Genomic DNA, 15,855 nt, shown 5'->3' on the forward strand with positions numbered 1-15,855 from the left:
GTGACGCGGCGCTGAGCCTTCGCCCGGCGCGGCCCGGGAGCCCGCCGCGGCCGTCCGACGGGGCGGGGCGCGTAGGCCGACTCCTCTGCCGGGACGCCGCGTTCCCCCTTCCGTACCCGGCTGACGGCCCGGCGGGTCGGCTCAGGCCGGCACCCGCTGCCGCGCGCGCCCCCCTTCCAGGGCCGCGCTGAGCAGCGCCCCCACGAGGGCCACCGCGGCGAAGACGACCCAGAGGACGGGGCCCGGGGCCAGCAGCAGCCAGGCTCCGGCCGCGGGCACGACGACGGAGGCGATGGACCAGGACGCCTGGTACACCGCCATGCAGGGTGCTTCGTTGCCGGGCTCGGCGAGGTCGGCGGCGAAGCCGTCGCTGGCGGGGGCGATGACGATCTCGCCGAGGGTGTAGACGGTCATCGCGACCAGCGCGGCGATCACGGGCAGCTGCGCGTCGCCCAACGACGCCACGAGAGCGAATCCCCCGCCCGCCACGGCGTACAGGACGCCTCCCAGCGCCATCATGCGGGGCGCCGGGCTGTCCGCGGTCCGCTTGACCAGCGGCTGCTGGAACAGCACGACCAGCGCGCCGTTCAGGGCCAGGACGGTGCCGACGGCCCATCCGGGCAGCTGAGCCTCGTCCAGCAAGTAGATGCCGGTGAACATCGACACGACCGTCGCGCACACCGTGAAGCAGGTCTTGGCGGCGCTGAGCAGGGCGAATCCCGGAAGTCTCAGCACCCGAAGGCTCTGGGCCCCCTTCTTCGCCCCCGCATCCCCCAAGCCGCCCCGCGCCCCGGACTCCGCCTCAGGACCGGTGGTGTCCCCGGGCCGGGCCGCGGTCGTCGGCCGTGACGCAGCCGGCTGCTCGCCCGCCCCGGCCTCCGGCGGTGTCCGCAGACGCAGCAGCAGCACCGCGGTGGCCGCGAAGCTCACCGCGTTGACCAGGGCGATCGCCCGCAGCCCGGTGGAGCTGCTGGACGATGCCAGCAGGCCGCCCACCAGGGATCCCAGGCACAAGCCGATGTTCCGCGCCCAGCTCACCAGGCTGAACGCGCGCCGCGCCGCCGCCCCGCGCGCCAGGCGGGCGATGGTCGCCCCGAGCGAGACCCAGGCCGCCTTGTCCAGGACCGCGGACAGCACGAGCGCGCCCATGGCCACCGCCGGGGGCAGCGCCACCACGTAGAACGCGAACAGCGGGGCGCGCACGGCGTTGCCGAGCAGCAGCGAGCGCAGCGTGCCCACCCGCTGCACCAGGCTTCCCAGCGCCGCGCTCGTCACGATCAGCGCCACGTTCGTGGCGGTGAGGGTGGCACCGACGGAGCCGACGGTGAGGTCCTGGACGCGCACGAAGTACAGCAGCGCGAAGGGCATGAACATGCCCGAGCCCAGGGCGTCGACGATCATCGCGGCCACGAAGAGGCGGGGCAGCGGCCCGCCCGTCCGGCTCATGCGTCGGGGATCCGGTTCAGCCCCAGCACGTCCAGCAGCCGCTGGTTCGCCTCCCCGAGCTGGGCGAGCAGCGCCCCGCGGCCGGGGCCGCTCCCCAGCACGTACCCGGCCCGCCACCAGTTGGCGGCCACGCTCTCCAGCGTCGTCCCGGGCGTGAGCAGCCGCTCCGCGTGGGAGACGAGCGACAGCCCGTGGCGCACGTCCCGCACCGTGGGGGCGTCCGCGACGGTGCCCGTCCCGGCCACGAACTCCACGGCGGACACCTGGGACGCGTGTCCCGCCCGGGGGCGTACGGGCTCCGCGTCCCCGAGGGCGACGGAGAGGGCGGCGTCGTACAGGTCGACGCCCAGGGCGCGGAGCAGGACATCGCTGATGAGCCCGCCCGCGGGCCGGAAGGCCACCTCGATGAGCTGCCAGCGGTCGCCGTCGCGCTTGGCCTCCAGATGGAGAACAGCGCTGTCGAGCCCAAGGGCGCCGACCACCGTCTCGACGAACCGCCGCGCAGAGGGCTCCAGGGCCTGCTGGACGGCGGGGTCGACGACGTGGCGGGTCTCGACGAACGAGGGCGGGGCGGTGCAGGTCTTCTCGGTCACGCCGACGAACACGGTGCGGCCCCCCGTGACCACGGCCTCCAGGGACAGCTCGGGCCCCGGGACGAAGTGCTCCACGAGGGCCATCGGCTGCCCCGTCGTACCGAGCACCGCGGTCAGCGCGTCGGGGAGGTCCTGGGCGTCGGACACCCGCCGGATGCCGAGACTGGCGGCGCCGTCGACCGGCTTGACGATGACCTCGCCCGACGGCGAGCCGCGCAGCAGCCCGGCGGCCTCGGAGGGGTCCGCGGTGAGCACGAACGGCAGCTCCGCCCCCGAGCCGGCGAGCCGGCTGCGCACTTCGGCCTTGTCCGCCAGGCCCTTGGCCACGGAGGCGCCCGCACCGGGCAGCCCCCACTCCAGCGCGAGGCGGGCGGCTATGCGCGTACCCCAGTCGTTGAAGGCGAGGACCCCGTCGACCCGGCCCGCGTACTGGTCGAGCAACTGCGCGTCGGCGCCGGGGTTCTGGTGGTCCGTCAGCTGCCAGGCGTGGTTCTCCGTGGCGAGGCGGTCGTAACGGGAGTAGGCCGTCTCGTCCACGAGGATGGTGTCGACTCCGCGCCGCTCGGCCACCGCGAAGAAGCGCTCGCGCAGCGGTCCGATGCCGATGACCAGGACGGTGGGACGTGTGTTCAAGGCGACCTGTTTCCTTTGCTGGAGATGTCGAAGGGGGTTTTCTCCGCCGCGCCCGGCGCGCTCAGAGCGCGAGGGCGGCGTCCGTGCGGCGCAGTAGTGACGTGTGGGCCGGGGCGCGACCCGGTACGGCGCTCAGCAAGGGCCGGGCCGTGGCGCCCCTGCGCAGCTTGGGGGTGGCCGTTCCGGTGCTGAGGAGCACGTTCGACGCGCCGTTCATCCGGGCCAGCTCCATCAGCAGGTAGTACGCGACGTGGAAATAGGCGCCGTCGTCCTCGCTGCCGGGGCCGAGACCGACCATGCGCAGCAGGACGTCGCGGCGGCCGACCGCACCGGTCGAGCTGGCGACGGCCCGCCCCTGGTCATCGCGCACCAGCGTGACGAAGTACCGCTCGCCGAACGCGCGTTGCATCCGCTCGTTGACCCGCAGCAGCCGGGCCGGGTCGCCGACGATGCCGTGCTTCTCGTCGGCGTACGCCTCCAGCTCGGCGACCTCCCGCTGGATCTCCGGCCCCACGTCGCCCTGCCGGATCTCCGCGGTCGCCCCCGAGCGTTCCAGGGCCTCCAGCTCACGGCGGATCCGTCGGCGGCGGTCGCCGGAGAAGCGTGCGAGGAAGGCGTCCTCGTCGGCCCCGACATCCTCGATCCGGTAGTAGCGGTCCGTGACCCCCGTGCTCCAGCCGCGCTCCCGCAGGCAGGGCAGTACCGGGCTCTCCTCGTCCAGGTGGAGGAAGGCCAGGAGCCGCCCCTGTCCGGCCGCGTACTCCTCCAGGGCGTCCACCAGGGCAGGCGCGTCGATCTCGCCGTCCCGCAGGGCGAAGACGGAGGGCCCGTACCCGAGGGCGCACACGTTGAGCTGGGCGGTCCCTTCCGCGCGCGCCGCCGCGAGGTCGCGGTCGGGCTGTTCCACGTCGCGCCCCGCACCGGCGGCGACGAGCGTGGAGTTCAGCCGGGCGAAGCCCGCGTGGTCGTCCTGGACGCGGACCGCGCAGACGGCGCCCGCCTCGGGCACCTCCAGGAAGCGCACACCGTCACCGGGCCAGCGGTTCGCCGTGAGCCAGGCACGCGTGGCCCGCGGGTCGGACGGGTCCGCGCTCCAGTAGTCCCGGGACAGCTCCTCGGCCGTCCCGTACTCCTTGACCGTCACATCGCCACCTGTTCCCCTCCGTTGCGCACCCGCCCCCACCTCTGCTGCGTCTCCCGGTGAATGCGCCAGATGTTCTCCTCGGTCAGCAGCCGGGAGACCACACCGGGGTACGCCTCCTCGAAGTAGGAGTAGGGCGGCTCCACTTCGACACCCTGGGAAGCGTAGTCGAGCCGGTCCTCCATCTCGTGTCGCCGTGTGATCTCCGTACCCGGGTGGTAGGTCAGGATGTTCGGGCTGGCCAGCATGAGGTAGCCCTCGTCGATCAGCCGGCCGACTTCCTCGATGGTCTCGCCGATGCTGCTCTCGTCCTCACCGTCGAGCCCGAACAGCACCGAACTGCCGACGCGGATGCCGGCCTCGCCCAGCATGCCCAGCGCGGTGCGGACGCGCTCCTTCCACGGCGTGCCGCGGCGGACGTTCTTGTGGACGTGCCGCATCACCTGCTCGGACATGCTCTCGATGCCGACGTAGATGTAGGTGCACCCCGCCTCACGCATCTCCGCCAGCCCCGCGCGCACGATCTCCGCCTTGGGACCGGTGAGCACGTCGACGGTGAGCTGGGCACCCCACTGCAGCGTGGCCAGGTCCCGGGAGGTCCCCCGCGCCTCACCGAGGCGGGCGCAGAACTCCCGTATGCGGGGCCAGGAGCCGGACCAGAAGATGGAGTCGTCGAAGAACGCGGCCCCGGCGCCGTACCCGGCGTACTCGGTCAGCCGCTCCACCATGCGTTCCGCGTCTCCCGCCACGGGGCGTCGGACCTGGCTCAGCAGGGCGGACTCGGAGCAGAACGTACATCGCATGGGGCAGGTGCCCGAGACCAGGACGTGGGCACAGCGGGCGACGGACCCGTCAGCGGTCGTGAAGATCGGGAACTGGGAACGGATGAGGAAGGGCGCGTACGGGGACGGCTCGTCGTCCACCGGGACCGGCTGCCCCTCGACCTGGAACGCCGCCCAGTGCCCCGGGGTACGGACCAGGATGCGGCCCCGGCCGAACTCCTGCCCTCCCTCGGCGGACATCGTCTCCAGTTCGGCGGCGACCGCGTCAGGCGCGGCGACCCGGTCGGACAGGTCCATGCAACGGGCCACCGCGCGAAGCAGCAGGTCGAGCAGAGGGCCGCCGTCTCCGCTGACCACGATGTCGACCGGCGGGGGCACGGTCTCCTCGCCGGACGCCGAAGGCCCGGGGACCGTGGCACTGGGCGCGAGGCGGACACCCTCCTGCTCCTGGCGAACGGTCTCGTCCGCGTGCCTGCCGCCGAGCACCACCAGTGCCGTGGGGCAGACCTCCTTGACCAGCGAGGCCATTTCCAGGGCATAGCGGTGCGCCGGTGAGACGGCGCTGATCAGGACCACCGACGGGGCGCGGCGGCGCAGCAGCGAGACGAACGCGTCGCGGACTCCCGGCGTCCAGGTCCGGGGGTCGAAGACGGTGTCGTCCGTGGTGCGCACCTCGCTCTCGGCCCGCCGGCTCAGGTCGGGGCGCTCGGACTTGTCGGGGAGGCGCGGCCACAGCGGGCAGAGGTCGTTGTAGACGTCACCGGGGCCGAACGGGTCGGTGAAGGAGGCGGTGGCCCTGACCATGGGGTAGCTCAGGGCCGAGTAGAGCGCCATCGGGTCACCGGGGTAGGCGACGTCGTTGATCTCGTCGGTGATGACGGGAGCGAGCACGGACAGGACGCCGAACCCGCGCACGGCGGGGGCGTTCTCGTATCCGCTGGTCCTCATCTCGTCCTGGAGCCTCTGGCGCCGGGCCCGCAGGGAGGCTTCGTCCGCCGGGCCGGTCACGGTAACGGTGCCGGGGGCACCGAGGCTGAAGCGCCCGCCGAAGCTCGCGCGTATCGGGAGTACCGTCATGCCGCGTCCTCCTCTTGCCACGTGGCCGCAAGGGCCCTGATGTGTTCGGGGGCCGTTCCGCAGCAGCCGCCGATGAAGTCCAGGTCGTAGGTACGGGCCCAGGCGTCCGCCAGGTCCGCGAAGGCCGGGGGGGAGAGGGCGGGCGGGAGCGTGTGCGTGCTGTGCTCCCACTCGTCGAGCGCCTCCCGGTCCTCCAGATTGGGATAGACGCCGACGGGGACGCCGAGGCCGCAGAGGCGTTCCAGCGCGGGTGCCACAGCCGCCAGCGGGAGGCAGTTCGCGGACACGGCACGCGCCCCGGCCTCCACACAGGCCCGTGCCGCCGCACGCAGCGGGACACCGTCGGGGAGCGCCCCGTCCTCGGCCACCACGAAGCTCACCCACGGGACGAGCCCGCGCGCGACCGCCGCCTCGACGGCGATCACCGCCTCGCGCCGCGTGCACTGCGTCTCGACGAGGACCAGATCGGCACCCGAGTCCGCCAGGGCCGCCGCCATCCAGCGGTGCTCCGCCAGCAGGGCCCCGCTGTCCGGGGTGAGGGCGGGGGTGTAGCAGTCCTCCACGGGGGCGACCGAGGCCGCGACCAGGACGTCCGGCCGGCCGGCCTCGTCCCGGGCCCGCAGGGTGCAGGCGACGGCCCTTCGTACGTACGCGGCGCGCTGCTCCTGGGGGACTCCCATCCGCTCAAGGGCGCGGGTGTTGGCGCGGAAGGTGTTGGCGGTGACGACGGAGCTGCCGCTCTCCAGGAAGGAAGCGTGGATCCGCACCAGCGCGTCCAGCCCCGCCGCGTCACGCAGGGCAGCGCTGGTCAGCCAGGGCTCGACCATCGGGAACCCGGCGGCCTGGAGCCCGGTGGCGGTGCCACCGTCCAGAATGCGAGGTCGGGCGCTCATGCCATCACGCTCGGCTCTCCGGCACCCCAGGCCAGGAATTCGTCCACCCACGCAGCGGGCATCAGGTTGATTTTCTGATCCGCGAAGGGGCGCTCGGCGGGCGCGATCCAGTCAGCCTCGCCCCGGCGCGGAACCGACCCGTCGGGTCGCCGCACATGAGGTCCGTAATAGAACCACGATATCTGGCCGACGAATTCATTCAGCACGGCCCGGTGTATCTCGGGTGAGAAAATTCCGAGGTGCGAGTACCCCACGCGCAGCTCCCCGCGGAGGTTGAAGGGGGCCCGCACAAGATAGTGCCCGAAGTAGTCGTGCGTGGCCCGCAGAATATCGTTGTGAAGCGCGGGCTCACCGTCGATATCGATTCCGGCCGGGAGCAGCAGAGGGTTGTCCGGGTCTTCGGACCCCTCGGGCCCGTGCCCGTTCTCCGTGGGGTATATATACAGGTCCTCGCCCGCGTCCATGGCGGCAAAGAGCTGCTCGGACGTTTCGTAGGGCTGCCCCTCGCCGCGGAAGAAACGGACTCGGACCCCGGCCTCGACCATGCAGAGGAACTGGGCCTGCGCCTCGTGCGCCATACGAAGATACTGGCTTCGGGCCTGGGGTTCATTGGGCTGATGCTGCTGACGTGCAAACCGGTCCGCTATATCGCGCACCAGCCGGTCCGGAACACCTGCCTTACGCACCTCCGGAAGACCTGTAGCGGAACCCAGTCCCGCATCACGCGCATATCTTTCCGCAACTTGTCGGACATCGACACTCATCAAAGCCCTCCCTGATCTCGTGCCCGAGAACCGCCTCGATGGCGTGACCGGCACACGGGACAGCACCCCTTCCCGCGCCCCGCTCCGCGACCGTCGACCCACCTCAGCGGCGGGATCCGGCGCGAGCGGCTGCCAGCCCGCCGTCACATCAACGCCGGGGCAACGCCCCGGCGCCCACGAACAGGCTCATACGAATTCCACGGATCACGCCGCGGCGCGATCCGCATACGAAAGCCCCCAACACATCGGTTTCCGATGGGAAAAATGCCCGTTCACCACCGGGCACAGAAAAACGAAAAGGCCGACGTGCGGCGCAGGCTATATGCGCCGCCATTGACCTGGAACATGACCGGCACTCCGCCCCGGAGCACTGCCGACTCCGCCGATGCGGAGTACGGGTGGCAGAGCAGCCCGAGGTCGGATCGAAATCCCGGAAATCAGAAGCTGGAAGAGTTGGTCACGACAACAAGAAGGAATGAGTCGACCCGATCGAACAGGGACTCACAGGCCGGTACTGAGCCGCTTGGAACCCATGAGCACAAGCATCCCCTGTCGGCTCCTTTTGCCGGAGGAGCCCGGAGCCCATCACTGCCGCACGGAGGTTCCCCTGCGAGATCCTCCGAGAACTCCTTGCAGGAACTGGGCCGCATCAGAGGAGCCTTGGGCCCCCGGGCCGCTTCTCGGCCCCTTCCGCCTACGCGGAGGCTGGCTGCGTGGCTACTACCAGAGTCATTGGAGCATCTCCTTGACTTGATCGAGGAATGGCGAGGCGCCGGTGATCACTTCGGCTGAGATTACGTGTGCCCTGAAGCCAGAGCAACATCTTTTAAGCCATTCCTGGCTTCAGGATCACCCCGATAAGCGGAGGAAGGTCTACTAATTCCGTGCACGTGCACGGAATAGACGGTAATAAATTGAGAGAACTCGCCGCGTATTGCCCGTCGCACCAGGAGGCCCTCATTCGGGGCATACCGTGATGAGGATTCCTTTCGGTACGGGCAGTCGGCCGGACACCGGAAGGGCGATTCCGGAGAGATTTCCCCGCCCCTCCCGCCTCCCGCACCCCCTCACGCGCCCCCGGTGACGCTCCCGCGCCACCGCCTCACCCTCCTGCCGCCGCCCCCTCCGACGCCGGTGGGACGCATCGGCCCCTCCCGGACCACGGCCTGCGCGAGCGCGCCTGCCGCGGCCCCGGGCCCGACGTTTTGGCCCGGTCCACAACGTCGCGCGGATGCCGCCCGTACCGCCGCATGCTGATTCCGGAAGCACCACGGGAGTAAGCGGGAAAGGGGAAGGCCATCAAGAAGAACCTGCGGAGGATCGCGGCCACTGCCGCGGCATCTCTGAGCCTGGCCACGGCGGGACTCATGCTCGCGCCGTCCGCGTCAGCGGCGGCGGGCGACTGCCCGCGCGGGTACGTCTGCGTCTGGGACAACTCGAACTACTCGGGCGCCCCGAAGTGGAAGTCGACGGGCAACCTGGCGAACCTGGCGTCGTCCAACGGCCTGTCCATCATCAACAACGGGGTGTCCTATCCCGGCGCGGACCACATCCGCTACAAGGTCACGTGGGCGGGCGGACAGTACTCGACGGGCTGTCTCCACTACCCGCCGGACTCCAACGGGCACTCCTTCCGCAGCGGCAAGATGACCATGAACTACGCCACGTGGGGCGGGGAGTGCTGACCGGCTGAGTCACCGCACGGCAGGTGAACGCTCCCGCGGGGACGGTGACCGTCCCGCGGGAGCGTTCGCCCTGTCCGGCACGGACGCCTTCGGCGTTCGGTCCGGGCGAGATGCGCGACGTGGCGGCGCCGGGGCGGTGAGCGGTTCGCCCCCGTCGCGGTGGAGGGCGGCCCCGGGCCACGGATGCCTTCCGGTCCGGCTCCTCTTCGCCCCCGGACCCGGCGCCGTCGCCGTCGCGGAGCGGGGCACGGCGTGCGGCGTGCGGACCGCGCGGGCTCCGCGGCCCGCACGCCGCCGCAGCCCGCCCGGCCCGCGTCTCACGCCTCGGGCCGCCCGGCGAAGAAGGCGGTGAGGGCCGGGGCCAGGGTCTTCGGGGCGATGGTGTGCTCCTCGCCCGGGAAGACCCGGAGCGTGAAGCTGGCGCCCGCCGCCGCGAGTTCCCGGGCGCCGGTCAGCATGTGCGGGGCGCCCGCGTCTCCGCTGCCGACGAGGACGGGCACGGTCACGGACGCCCAGCGGCCGAGCGGCAGGGGGCGGCCGGACATGGTGGCGCCCATGACCTGGCCGTCGTAGGGGAGGGTGCGGGCGACCGCTTCCATGCCCGCCCAGAACGGGGCCTGCCGCATGCCCGCGACAGCCTCGTCCGGCAGGCCGATCGCCGCCGTCATGAAGTAGGCCGCGGCGTCCCCGTACGCCTCGCGGCCCACGAGCTCCGTCAGGTGCTCCACGTAGTCGGCGGGCAGCGGCGGGCGGCTGCCGTCGGTGATGAACGGCGGCTCGTACAGCGCGAGCCGGGACACGGCGCTGCCGGAGGCGGTGGCCTCCAGCGCGAGGACCGCGCCCGAGGACATGCCGAAGACCATGGCCGACCCGCCGCCCGGACCCCCGATCAGCGCGTCGAGGTCCTCGATCTCCCGCCGCACGTCGTACGTCGGAGCGTCGCCGCTGTCACCGCGGCCCCGGCGGTCGTACGTGAGCACCGTGAAGTGCCCGGCCAGCAGCCCGGCGAGCTCGGCGGAATCGCCGCGGGTCATGAAGGCGCCGCCGACGAGCACCACCACGGGGCCCGAACCCTGCCGCTCGAAGGCGATCGCCGTGCCGTCGGCCGAGAAAACCTGGTTCATGTACAACCCCCATCGACGTGCGGCGCGGGGCGGAGTCCTCGCAGCCACGGAACTGGACGGTACAGTACTCACATCGGTACTGGTCGGTCCAGTACCCTTCTGCGGGGGCGGTGGACTGGACCGAGAGAGGGAGCCGACGATGGACAGCCGGTCAGAGCGCAAGCACCAGGCGATCCTGGACGCCGCGACCACCGTGTTCCTCGACAAGGGGTACGCGGGGACGAGCATGGACGACATCGCGAAGCGCGCCGCGGTGTCCAAGCAGACCGTCTACAAGCACTTCGCCGACAAGGAGCGGCTGTTCGCGGAGATCGTGCTGGCCACCACCCATCGCGTCGACGCCATGGTCGACCTGGTGGCCGACATCCCCGTCGAGGCCGACGCGCTGGACGAGAACCTGACCCGTCTCGCCCGCCAGTTCCTGACGGCCCTCACCCAGCCCCAGGTGATCCAGCTGCGCCGCCTGATCATCGCCAACGCCGACACCTTCCCCGAGCTGGGCGCGAACTGGTACGAACAGGGCTTCGAGCGGGTCCTGGCCACCCTGGCGGCCACCTTCCGGCGCCTCACCGAACAGGGGCTGCTCAAGGCCGACGATCCGGAGCTGGCCGCCCACCACTTCGCCGGGCTGCTGCTGTGGATCCCGGTGAACCAGGCCATGTTCCACGGCGCCGCCCGGCACAGCGAGGCCGACCTCGACCGCTGGGCGGTCGGCGGCGTCCGCGCCTTCCTCGCCGCCTACGCCTGAGCCGCCCGCGTCTGAGCCGCCCGCGTCTGAGCCTCGCACGCCTGAGCCTCGCGCGGCTCGGGCCTGAGCCTCGTACGTACGGCACCGCCGTGCGCCCCGTACGTGCTACCGCGCCTGAGCCTCGTACGTCTTCAGCCAGGCCGGGAAGTCCGTCAGGGACGGGAGGATGACGTCCGCGCCCTCCTCGCGGAGTTCCCGTGCGTCGCAGGGGCCCGTGGTGACGCCGACCGAGAGCGCGCCCGCGGTACGGGCGCCGCGTACGTCGCCGGTGTGGTCACCGACGTAGACGTGCGCGCCGTGCTCGCGCAGGGCGCGGGCCTTGGCCTCGGCCCACAGGCCGCCGATGACCGCGTCGGGTTCGATCCCGAGGTGGGCCAGGTGGAGTTCGGCGCTCGGGCCGTACTTGGCGGTGACGACCACGGTCCGGCCGCCCCGGGCGCGGATCGCCTCGACCGACTCGCGGGCGCCCGGGAGCGCCGGGGTCGGGGCTATGGCGTACGCGGGGTAGAGCGCGCGGTAGCGGTCGGCGACGGCGGGAACGGACTCGGCCGGGAACCAGTTCCCGAGCTCGTCCTCGACCGGCGGCCCCAGTCTGCTCACCACCAGATCGGCGTCGATCGGCGTGCCGGTCTCGGCGGAGAGCGCCAGGTAGGTGGCCTTGATGCCGGGGCGGGAGTCGATGAGGGTCATGTCGAGGTCGAATCCGACCGTCAGGGGGCGCGGGGGGCGTGAGGGCATGGTGCCCATTGTCGCCTCTCACCGGGCGCGGAAGCCGGGTGCGGAAGCCCGGCGCGGGAACCAGGCGCCGGAGCCCCGGATGAGGAAGCCGGATACGGAAGCCGGGTGCGGGCCTCGGGCCCCGGAACGGCGGTGCTTAGACTTAGCCAAGGCTTACCTTTGCGATGTTCTCAGCCGTTTGTTCCGCGCCACCGTTCTTCGCCACTGCTCTTCGCCACGTGATTGGGTCCGATGCCAGCCGCCGCTCCACGCCGCTCCAGACGCGCTCTCGCGACGGCGGCGGCCGTCGTGGCGCTGCTGGTGGCGGTCCTCCTCAGCCTGGCCGTGGGGGCCCGTTCCATACCCCCGGCCGAAGTCTTCGACGCCCTGCTGCACGGCGGGCACTCCGACAACGCCGAAGTCATACGGAACATGCGCGTGCCGCGCACCCTGATCGGTCTGATGGTCGGCGTCGCGCTGGCCCTCGCCGGGACGGTGCTCCAGGGCATCACCCGCAACCCCATCGCCGACCCCGGCATCCTCGGGGTCAGCCAGGGCGCCTCGGTGGGGGTGGTGCTGGCCATCGCGTTCGCCGGGGTCCACACCCTGACCGGGTACGTGTGGTTCGCCTTCGCGGGGGCGGCGATCGCCTCCGTCGCGGTGTACGCGATCGCGTCGAGCGGGCGCGGCGGAGCCACCCCGGTGAAGCTCGCGCTCGGCGGGGCCGCCATCAACGCGCTGCTGGTCTCGGTGACCTCGGCGGTGCTGACGACGAAGGCGTCCGCGCTCGACGAGTTCCGCTTCTGGCAGGTCGGCTCGCTCGGCGGGCGCGAGGCCGTGGTCGCGGGCCAGGTCTGGCCGTTCCTGCTGATCGGCACGGTGCTCGTGCTGTCGGTGGCCCGCGGCCTCGACGCGCTGGCACTCGGCGAGGACGTCGCGAAGGGGCTCGGGCAGAACGTCGCGACGGTACGGATCGTCGGCGGTATCGGCGCCACCGTGCTGACCGGGGTCGGAGTCGCGGCGGCCGGGCCGATCGCGTTCATCGGGCTCGCCGTCCCGCACATCGCCCGCGCCGTCGTCGGCACCGACCACCGCTGGGTGCTGCCGATGGCCGCGCTGATCGGGCCCGTGATGCTGCTGGTCTCCGATGTGATCGGCCGTGTCGTCTTCCCGCCGAGCGAGGTCCCGGCGGGTGTGATGACGGCACTGATCGGCGTCCCGTTCCTGGTCACCCTCGTACGCCGGAAGGCGGTGCCCGCATGAGCGCCAAGGCCGCGGTGCCGGTACGGGTGCGTCCCGCCGGGTACCACGTCGTACGGATCGGGGCGCGGGGCCGGTTCCTGCTGCACCGGCGGGCCGCGCTGGTCGCCGCCGCGCTCGTGGTGGCGCTCGCCCTCGTCTGCGTCGCCTACCTGTGCGTCGGCGAGAGCTTCGTGGCTCCCGGCGAGGTCGTGAAGGTGCTGCTGGGGCAGCCGTCCCCCGACGAGCTGGTCGTCGGCACGCTGCGACTGCCCCGGATGACGACCGGGCTGCTGGTCGGCGTCGCCTTCGGGATCGCCGGGGCGCTGATCCAGACCGTCGCCCGCAACCCCCTCGCCAGCCCCGACATCATCGGGATCAGCCAGGGCGCGAGCGCGCTCACGGTCGGCGCGATGACCTTCGGCATCACCTCGTACACCGTGCTGCCGTACCTCTCCGTGATCGGCGGGGTGCTGGCGGCGGCCCTGGTGTACGTCTTCGCCTGGCGCGGGGGGCTGCACGCCACCCGCTTCGTCCTCATCGGCATCGGCTTCGCGATCGCGCTGCGCTCGGTCACCACCCTGTTCCTGACGAAGGGCGACTACCTGGTCGCCCAGCAGGCCAAGATCTGGATGACCGGCTCACTCAACGGCCGCGGCTGGGCCGAGGCCGCCCCGCTGCTCTGGACGCTGCTGATCCTGCTGCCCGCCGTGCTGTGGGCGGCCCGCGCCCAGCGCACCGTCTCGATGGACGACGACACCGCGACCGCGCTCGGGGTGCGGCTCGGCCGGGTGCGGCTGGGGCTGGTCGCGCTCGGCGTCGTCCTGGCGTCGGTGGCGACCGGGACGGCCGGGCCGGTGGACTTCGTGGCGCTGCTCGCGCCGCAGATCGCCCGCCGGATGACGCGCACCGCACAGATCCCGCTGCTCTGCTCGGCGCTGCTCGGCGCGGTCATCGTGGTGTGCGCGGACCTGCTGGCGCGCAGGCTCTTCTCACCCACCGAACTTCCGGTGGGCGTACTGACGGCGGCGGTCGGCGCCCCGTATCTGATCTGGCTGATCATCCGCGGTCAGGGTGGCGGTCGCGGCCGCAGTGGAGGCACAGCATGACTTCGACCCGTACGTCCGAGGCCCCGGCCCACGCCCCGCTCCCGGCGACCGGCCGGCTCACCGCCCGGGAGCTGACGCTCTCGTACGAGGACCGCACCGTCGTCCACGAACTGGACCTCACCGTGCCGGACGGGCGGGTCACCGTCATCGTCGGCCCGAACGCCTGCGGCAAGTCGACCACCCTGCGCGCGCTCGGCCGCCTCCTCAAGCCGCGCGGCGGCGCGGTCCTCCTCGACGGCACCGAGCTGTCGAAGATCCCCACCCGGAAGATCGCCCAGTCCATCGGGCTGCTGCCGCAGACCCCGGTGGCCCCGGAGGCGATCACCGTCAGCGACCTCGTCGCGCGCGGGCGCCAGCCGCACCAGCACTGGTGGCAGCAGTGGTCGGACGAGGACGAGCGGGCGGTGACGGACGCGATGGAGCGCACGGACATCACCGCGCTCGGCGCACGGTCCGTGGACGAGCTGTCCGGCGGGCAGCGCCAGCGGGTGTGGATCGCGATGGCGCTCGCCCAGGAGACGGATCTGCTGCTGCTCGACGAGCCGACCACCTACCTCGACATCGCGCACCAGGTGGAGGTCCTGGACCTGGTGCGCCGCCTCACCGCCCCGGCGGCGGACGGCGCCCGGGGCCGGACCGTGATCACCGTGCTCCACGACCTCAACCAGGCCGCCCGGTACGCCGACCACCTGGTCGCCATGAAGGCGGGCCGGATCGTCGCCGAGGGCCGCCCGGAGGACGTCGTCACGGCCGGACTCGTACGCGAGGTCTTCGGCCTGGAGGCGGTGATCGTCCCGGATCCGGTGACCGGTTCGCCGCTGGTGGTGCCCGGGGCGCCCTGGCAGCCCGGTCCGGCGGCCTGAAGCCCGTACCCCCTTCCCGCTCCCCCACGAAAGGCAGCCCATGACCGCCATCCCCCTTTCCCGCCGCCGCGGCCTCGCGCTCGGCGTGCTCTCCCTGGCCGGTGCGCTGACGCTCTCCGCCTGCGGTTTCTCGGAGTCCGGCGGGAGCGCCAGCGGCTCCGGCTCCGACGGTTCCGGCGCCGCGAAGACCCACACCGTGAAGACGGCCATGGGCGATGTCGACGTCCCCGTGCACCCGCGGCGCGTCGTGGTCCTGGACACCGGCGAGCTGGACTCCGCGCTCACCCTCGGGGTGCGGCCGGTGGGCGCGACGCACTCGGCGTCGGAGGACAGCTTCCCGTCCTACCTGCCCGCGAGCCGGACGAAGGGCATCAAGGAGGTCGGCGAGATCGCCAACCCCAACCTGGAGACCGTCGCCTCGCTGAAGCCGGACCTGATCCTCACCAGCAAGGTCCGCGACGGCGACCGGTACGAGCAGCTGCGGGCGATCGCCCCGACCGTGATGACGGAGTCCACCGGTACGGCCTGGAAGGAGAACTTCCAGCTGCACGCGGAGGCGCTCGGCAAGCAGGCCGAGGCGAAGAAGGCCGTGGCCGCGTACGACGCCCATGTCGCGAAGGTGACCGAGGCGATCGGCGGCACGAAGAAGGCCGCCGCCACCCAGGTGAACTTCGTCCGCTTCGTCGAGGGCGCCGACATCCGGATCTACGGCAAGCAGAACTACATCGGCTCGATCCTCGCCGACCTCGGCGTGGGCCGCCCCGCGATCACCGACAAGGCCAAGGACGGATTCTCGTACGACGTGTCGCCCGAGAAGATCGACCTGGCGGACGCGGACGTCGTCTTCACGTCGACGTACGGCGACCCGGCGAAGGCGGGCACGGACAAGACGATGAACAGCGGGCTGTGGAAGAACCTGCGGGCGTCGAAGAACGGCAAGGTCTTCAAGGTCGACGACCGGCTGTGGATCGCGGGCATCGGCTACACCGCGGCCGACCAGATCCTCGACGAGTTCCAGGCGAAGATGACCGGCTGAGCACA

General features: G+C 72.0%; 14 protein-coding genes. 6 read left to right on the top strand and 8 right to left on the bottom strand.

Going from position 1 to position 15,855, the window contains the following annotated elements; genetic code table 11:
- Positions 1–141: 141 nt before the first annotated feature.
- The 6 genes from ACFVWY_RS22360 to ACFVWY_RS22385 form a co-directional block, all read right to left on the bottom strand.
- Entirely contained in the window at positions 142–1,446 is a 1,305-nt protein-coding gene (locus ACFVWY_RS22360) for an MFS transporter (protein WP_389875144.1), read from the bottom strand.
- The gene (locus ACFVWY_RS22365; RefSeq protein WP_389875147.1) at positions 1,443–2,672 is read right to left on the bottom strand and encodes an acetyl-CoA carboxylase biotin carboxylase subunit family protein; all 1,230 of its coding nucleotides are present in this window, start codon (positions 2,670–2,672) and stop codon (positions 1,443–1,445) included. The genes ACFVWY_RS22360 and ACFVWY_RS22365 overlap by 4 nt, the downstream gene beginning before the upstream one ends.
- Positions 2,673–2,733: 61 nt before the next feature.
- A complete protein-coding gene (locus tag ACFVWY_RS22370; protein ID WP_389875150.1) occupies positions 2,734–3,816 on the bottom strand; it encodes a peptidogalycan biosysnthesis protein in 1,083 nt (360 codons plus the stop codon).
- Positions 3,813–5,672 carry a B12-binding domain-containing radical SAM protein gene (locus ACFVWY_RS22375; protein ID WP_389875153.1) on the bottom strand — a complete coding sequence of 620 codons (1,860 nt, stop codon included), beginning with the start codon at positions 5,670–5,672 and terminating at the stop codon, positions 3,813–3,815. The genes ACFVWY_RS22370 and ACFVWY_RS22375 overlap by 4 nt, the downstream gene beginning before the upstream one ends.
- Entirely contained in the window at positions 5,669–6,565 is an 897-nt protein-coding gene (locus tag ACFVWY_RS22380; RefSeq protein ID WP_389875158.1) for a homocysteine S-methyltransferase family protein, read from the bottom strand. The genes ACFVWY_RS22375 and ACFVWY_RS22380 overlap by 4 nt, the downstream gene beginning before the upstream one ends.
- Positions 6,562–7,329, bottom strand: a complete 768-nt coding sequence (locus ACFVWY_RS22385; protein WP_389875161.1) for a hypothetical protein — start codon at positions 7,327–7,329, stop codon at positions 6,562–6,564. The genes ACFVWY_RS22380 and ACFVWY_RS22385 overlap by 4 nt, the downstream gene beginning before the upstream one ends.
- 1,367 nt (positions 7,330–8,696) lie before the next feature.
- Between ACFVWY_RS22385 and ACFVWY_RS22390 the strand changes: the two genes are divergently transcribed.
- A complete protein-coding gene (locus ACFVWY_RS22390; protein WP_389875163.1) occupies positions 8,697–9,014 on the top strand; it encodes a peptidase inhibitor family I36 protein in 318 nt (105 codons plus the stop codon).
- A gap of 317 nt (positions 9,015–9,331) precedes the next feature.
- On the opposite strand, the gene ACFVWY_RS22395 is transcribed toward ACFVWY_RS22390, so the two are convergent.
- Positions 9,332–10,138, bottom strand: coding sequence for an alpha/beta fold hydrolase (locus ACFVWY_RS22395; RefSeq protein ID WP_389875165.1), 807 nt, complete (start codon positions 10,136–10,138; stop codon positions 9,332–9,334).
- 139 nt (positions 10,139–10,277) lie between these two features.
- Between ACFVWY_RS22395 and ACFVWY_RS22400 the strand changes: the two genes are divergently transcribed.
- Entirely contained in the window at positions 10,278–10,886 is a 609-nt protein-coding gene (locus ACFVWY_RS22400) for a TetR/AcrR family transcriptional regulator (RefSeq protein WP_389875168.1), read from the top strand.
- 105 nt (positions 10,887–10,991) lie between these two features.
- Here the strand turns inward: ACFVWY_RS22400 and ACFVWY_RS22405 are convergent, their stop codons facing one another.
- Positions 10,992–11,624: an HAD family hydrolase gene (locus ACFVWY_RS22405; RefSeq protein ID WP_389875170.1), complete on the bottom strand. Its 633-nt coding sequence runs from the start codon at positions 11,622–11,624 to the stop codon at positions 10,992–10,994.
- A 231-nt stretch (positions 11,625–11,855) separates the two neighbouring features.
- On the opposite strand from ACFVWY_RS22405, the gene ACFVWY_RS22410 reads away from it, so the two are divergent.
- From ACFVWY_RS22410 to ACFVWY_RS22425, 4 genes are read left to right on the top strand one after another with little or no spacing between them, the layout of a single operon-like run.
- Positions 11,856–12,866, top strand: coding sequence for a FecCD family ABC transporter permease (locus ACFVWY_RS22410; protein ID WP_389875172.1), 1,011 nt, complete (start codon positions 11,856–11,858; stop codon positions 12,864–12,866).
- Positions 12,863–13,951, top strand: coding sequence for a FecCD family ABC transporter permease (locus ACFVWY_RS22415; protein WP_389875174.1), 1,089 nt, complete (start codon positions 12,863–12,865; stop codon positions 13,949–13,951). The genes ACFVWY_RS22410 and ACFVWY_RS22415 overlap by 4 nt, the downstream gene beginning before the upstream one ends.
- Positions 13,948–14,814: an ABC transporter ATP-binding protein gene (locus ACFVWY_RS22420; RefSeq protein ID WP_389875177.1), complete on the top strand. Its 867-nt coding sequence runs from the start codon at positions 13,948–13,950 to the stop codon at positions 14,812–14,814. The genes ACFVWY_RS22415 and ACFVWY_RS22420 overlap by 4 nt, the downstream gene beginning before the upstream one ends.
- Positions 14,815–14,854: 40 nt before the next feature.
- Positions 14,855–15,850: an ABC transporter substrate-binding protein gene (locus tag ACFVWY_RS22425; RefSeq protein WP_389875179.1), complete on the top strand. Its 996-nt coding sequence runs from the start codon at positions 14,855–14,857 to the stop codon at positions 15,848–15,850.
- Positions 15,851–15,855 lie beyond the last annotated feature (5 nt).

Origin of the sequence: Streptomyces sp. NPDC058195 (genome assembly GCF_042883525.1) — a bacterium.
In the GTDB taxonomy this organism is placed as follows: Bacteria; Actinomycetota; Actinomycetes; order Streptomycetales; family Streptomycetaceae; genus Streptomyces.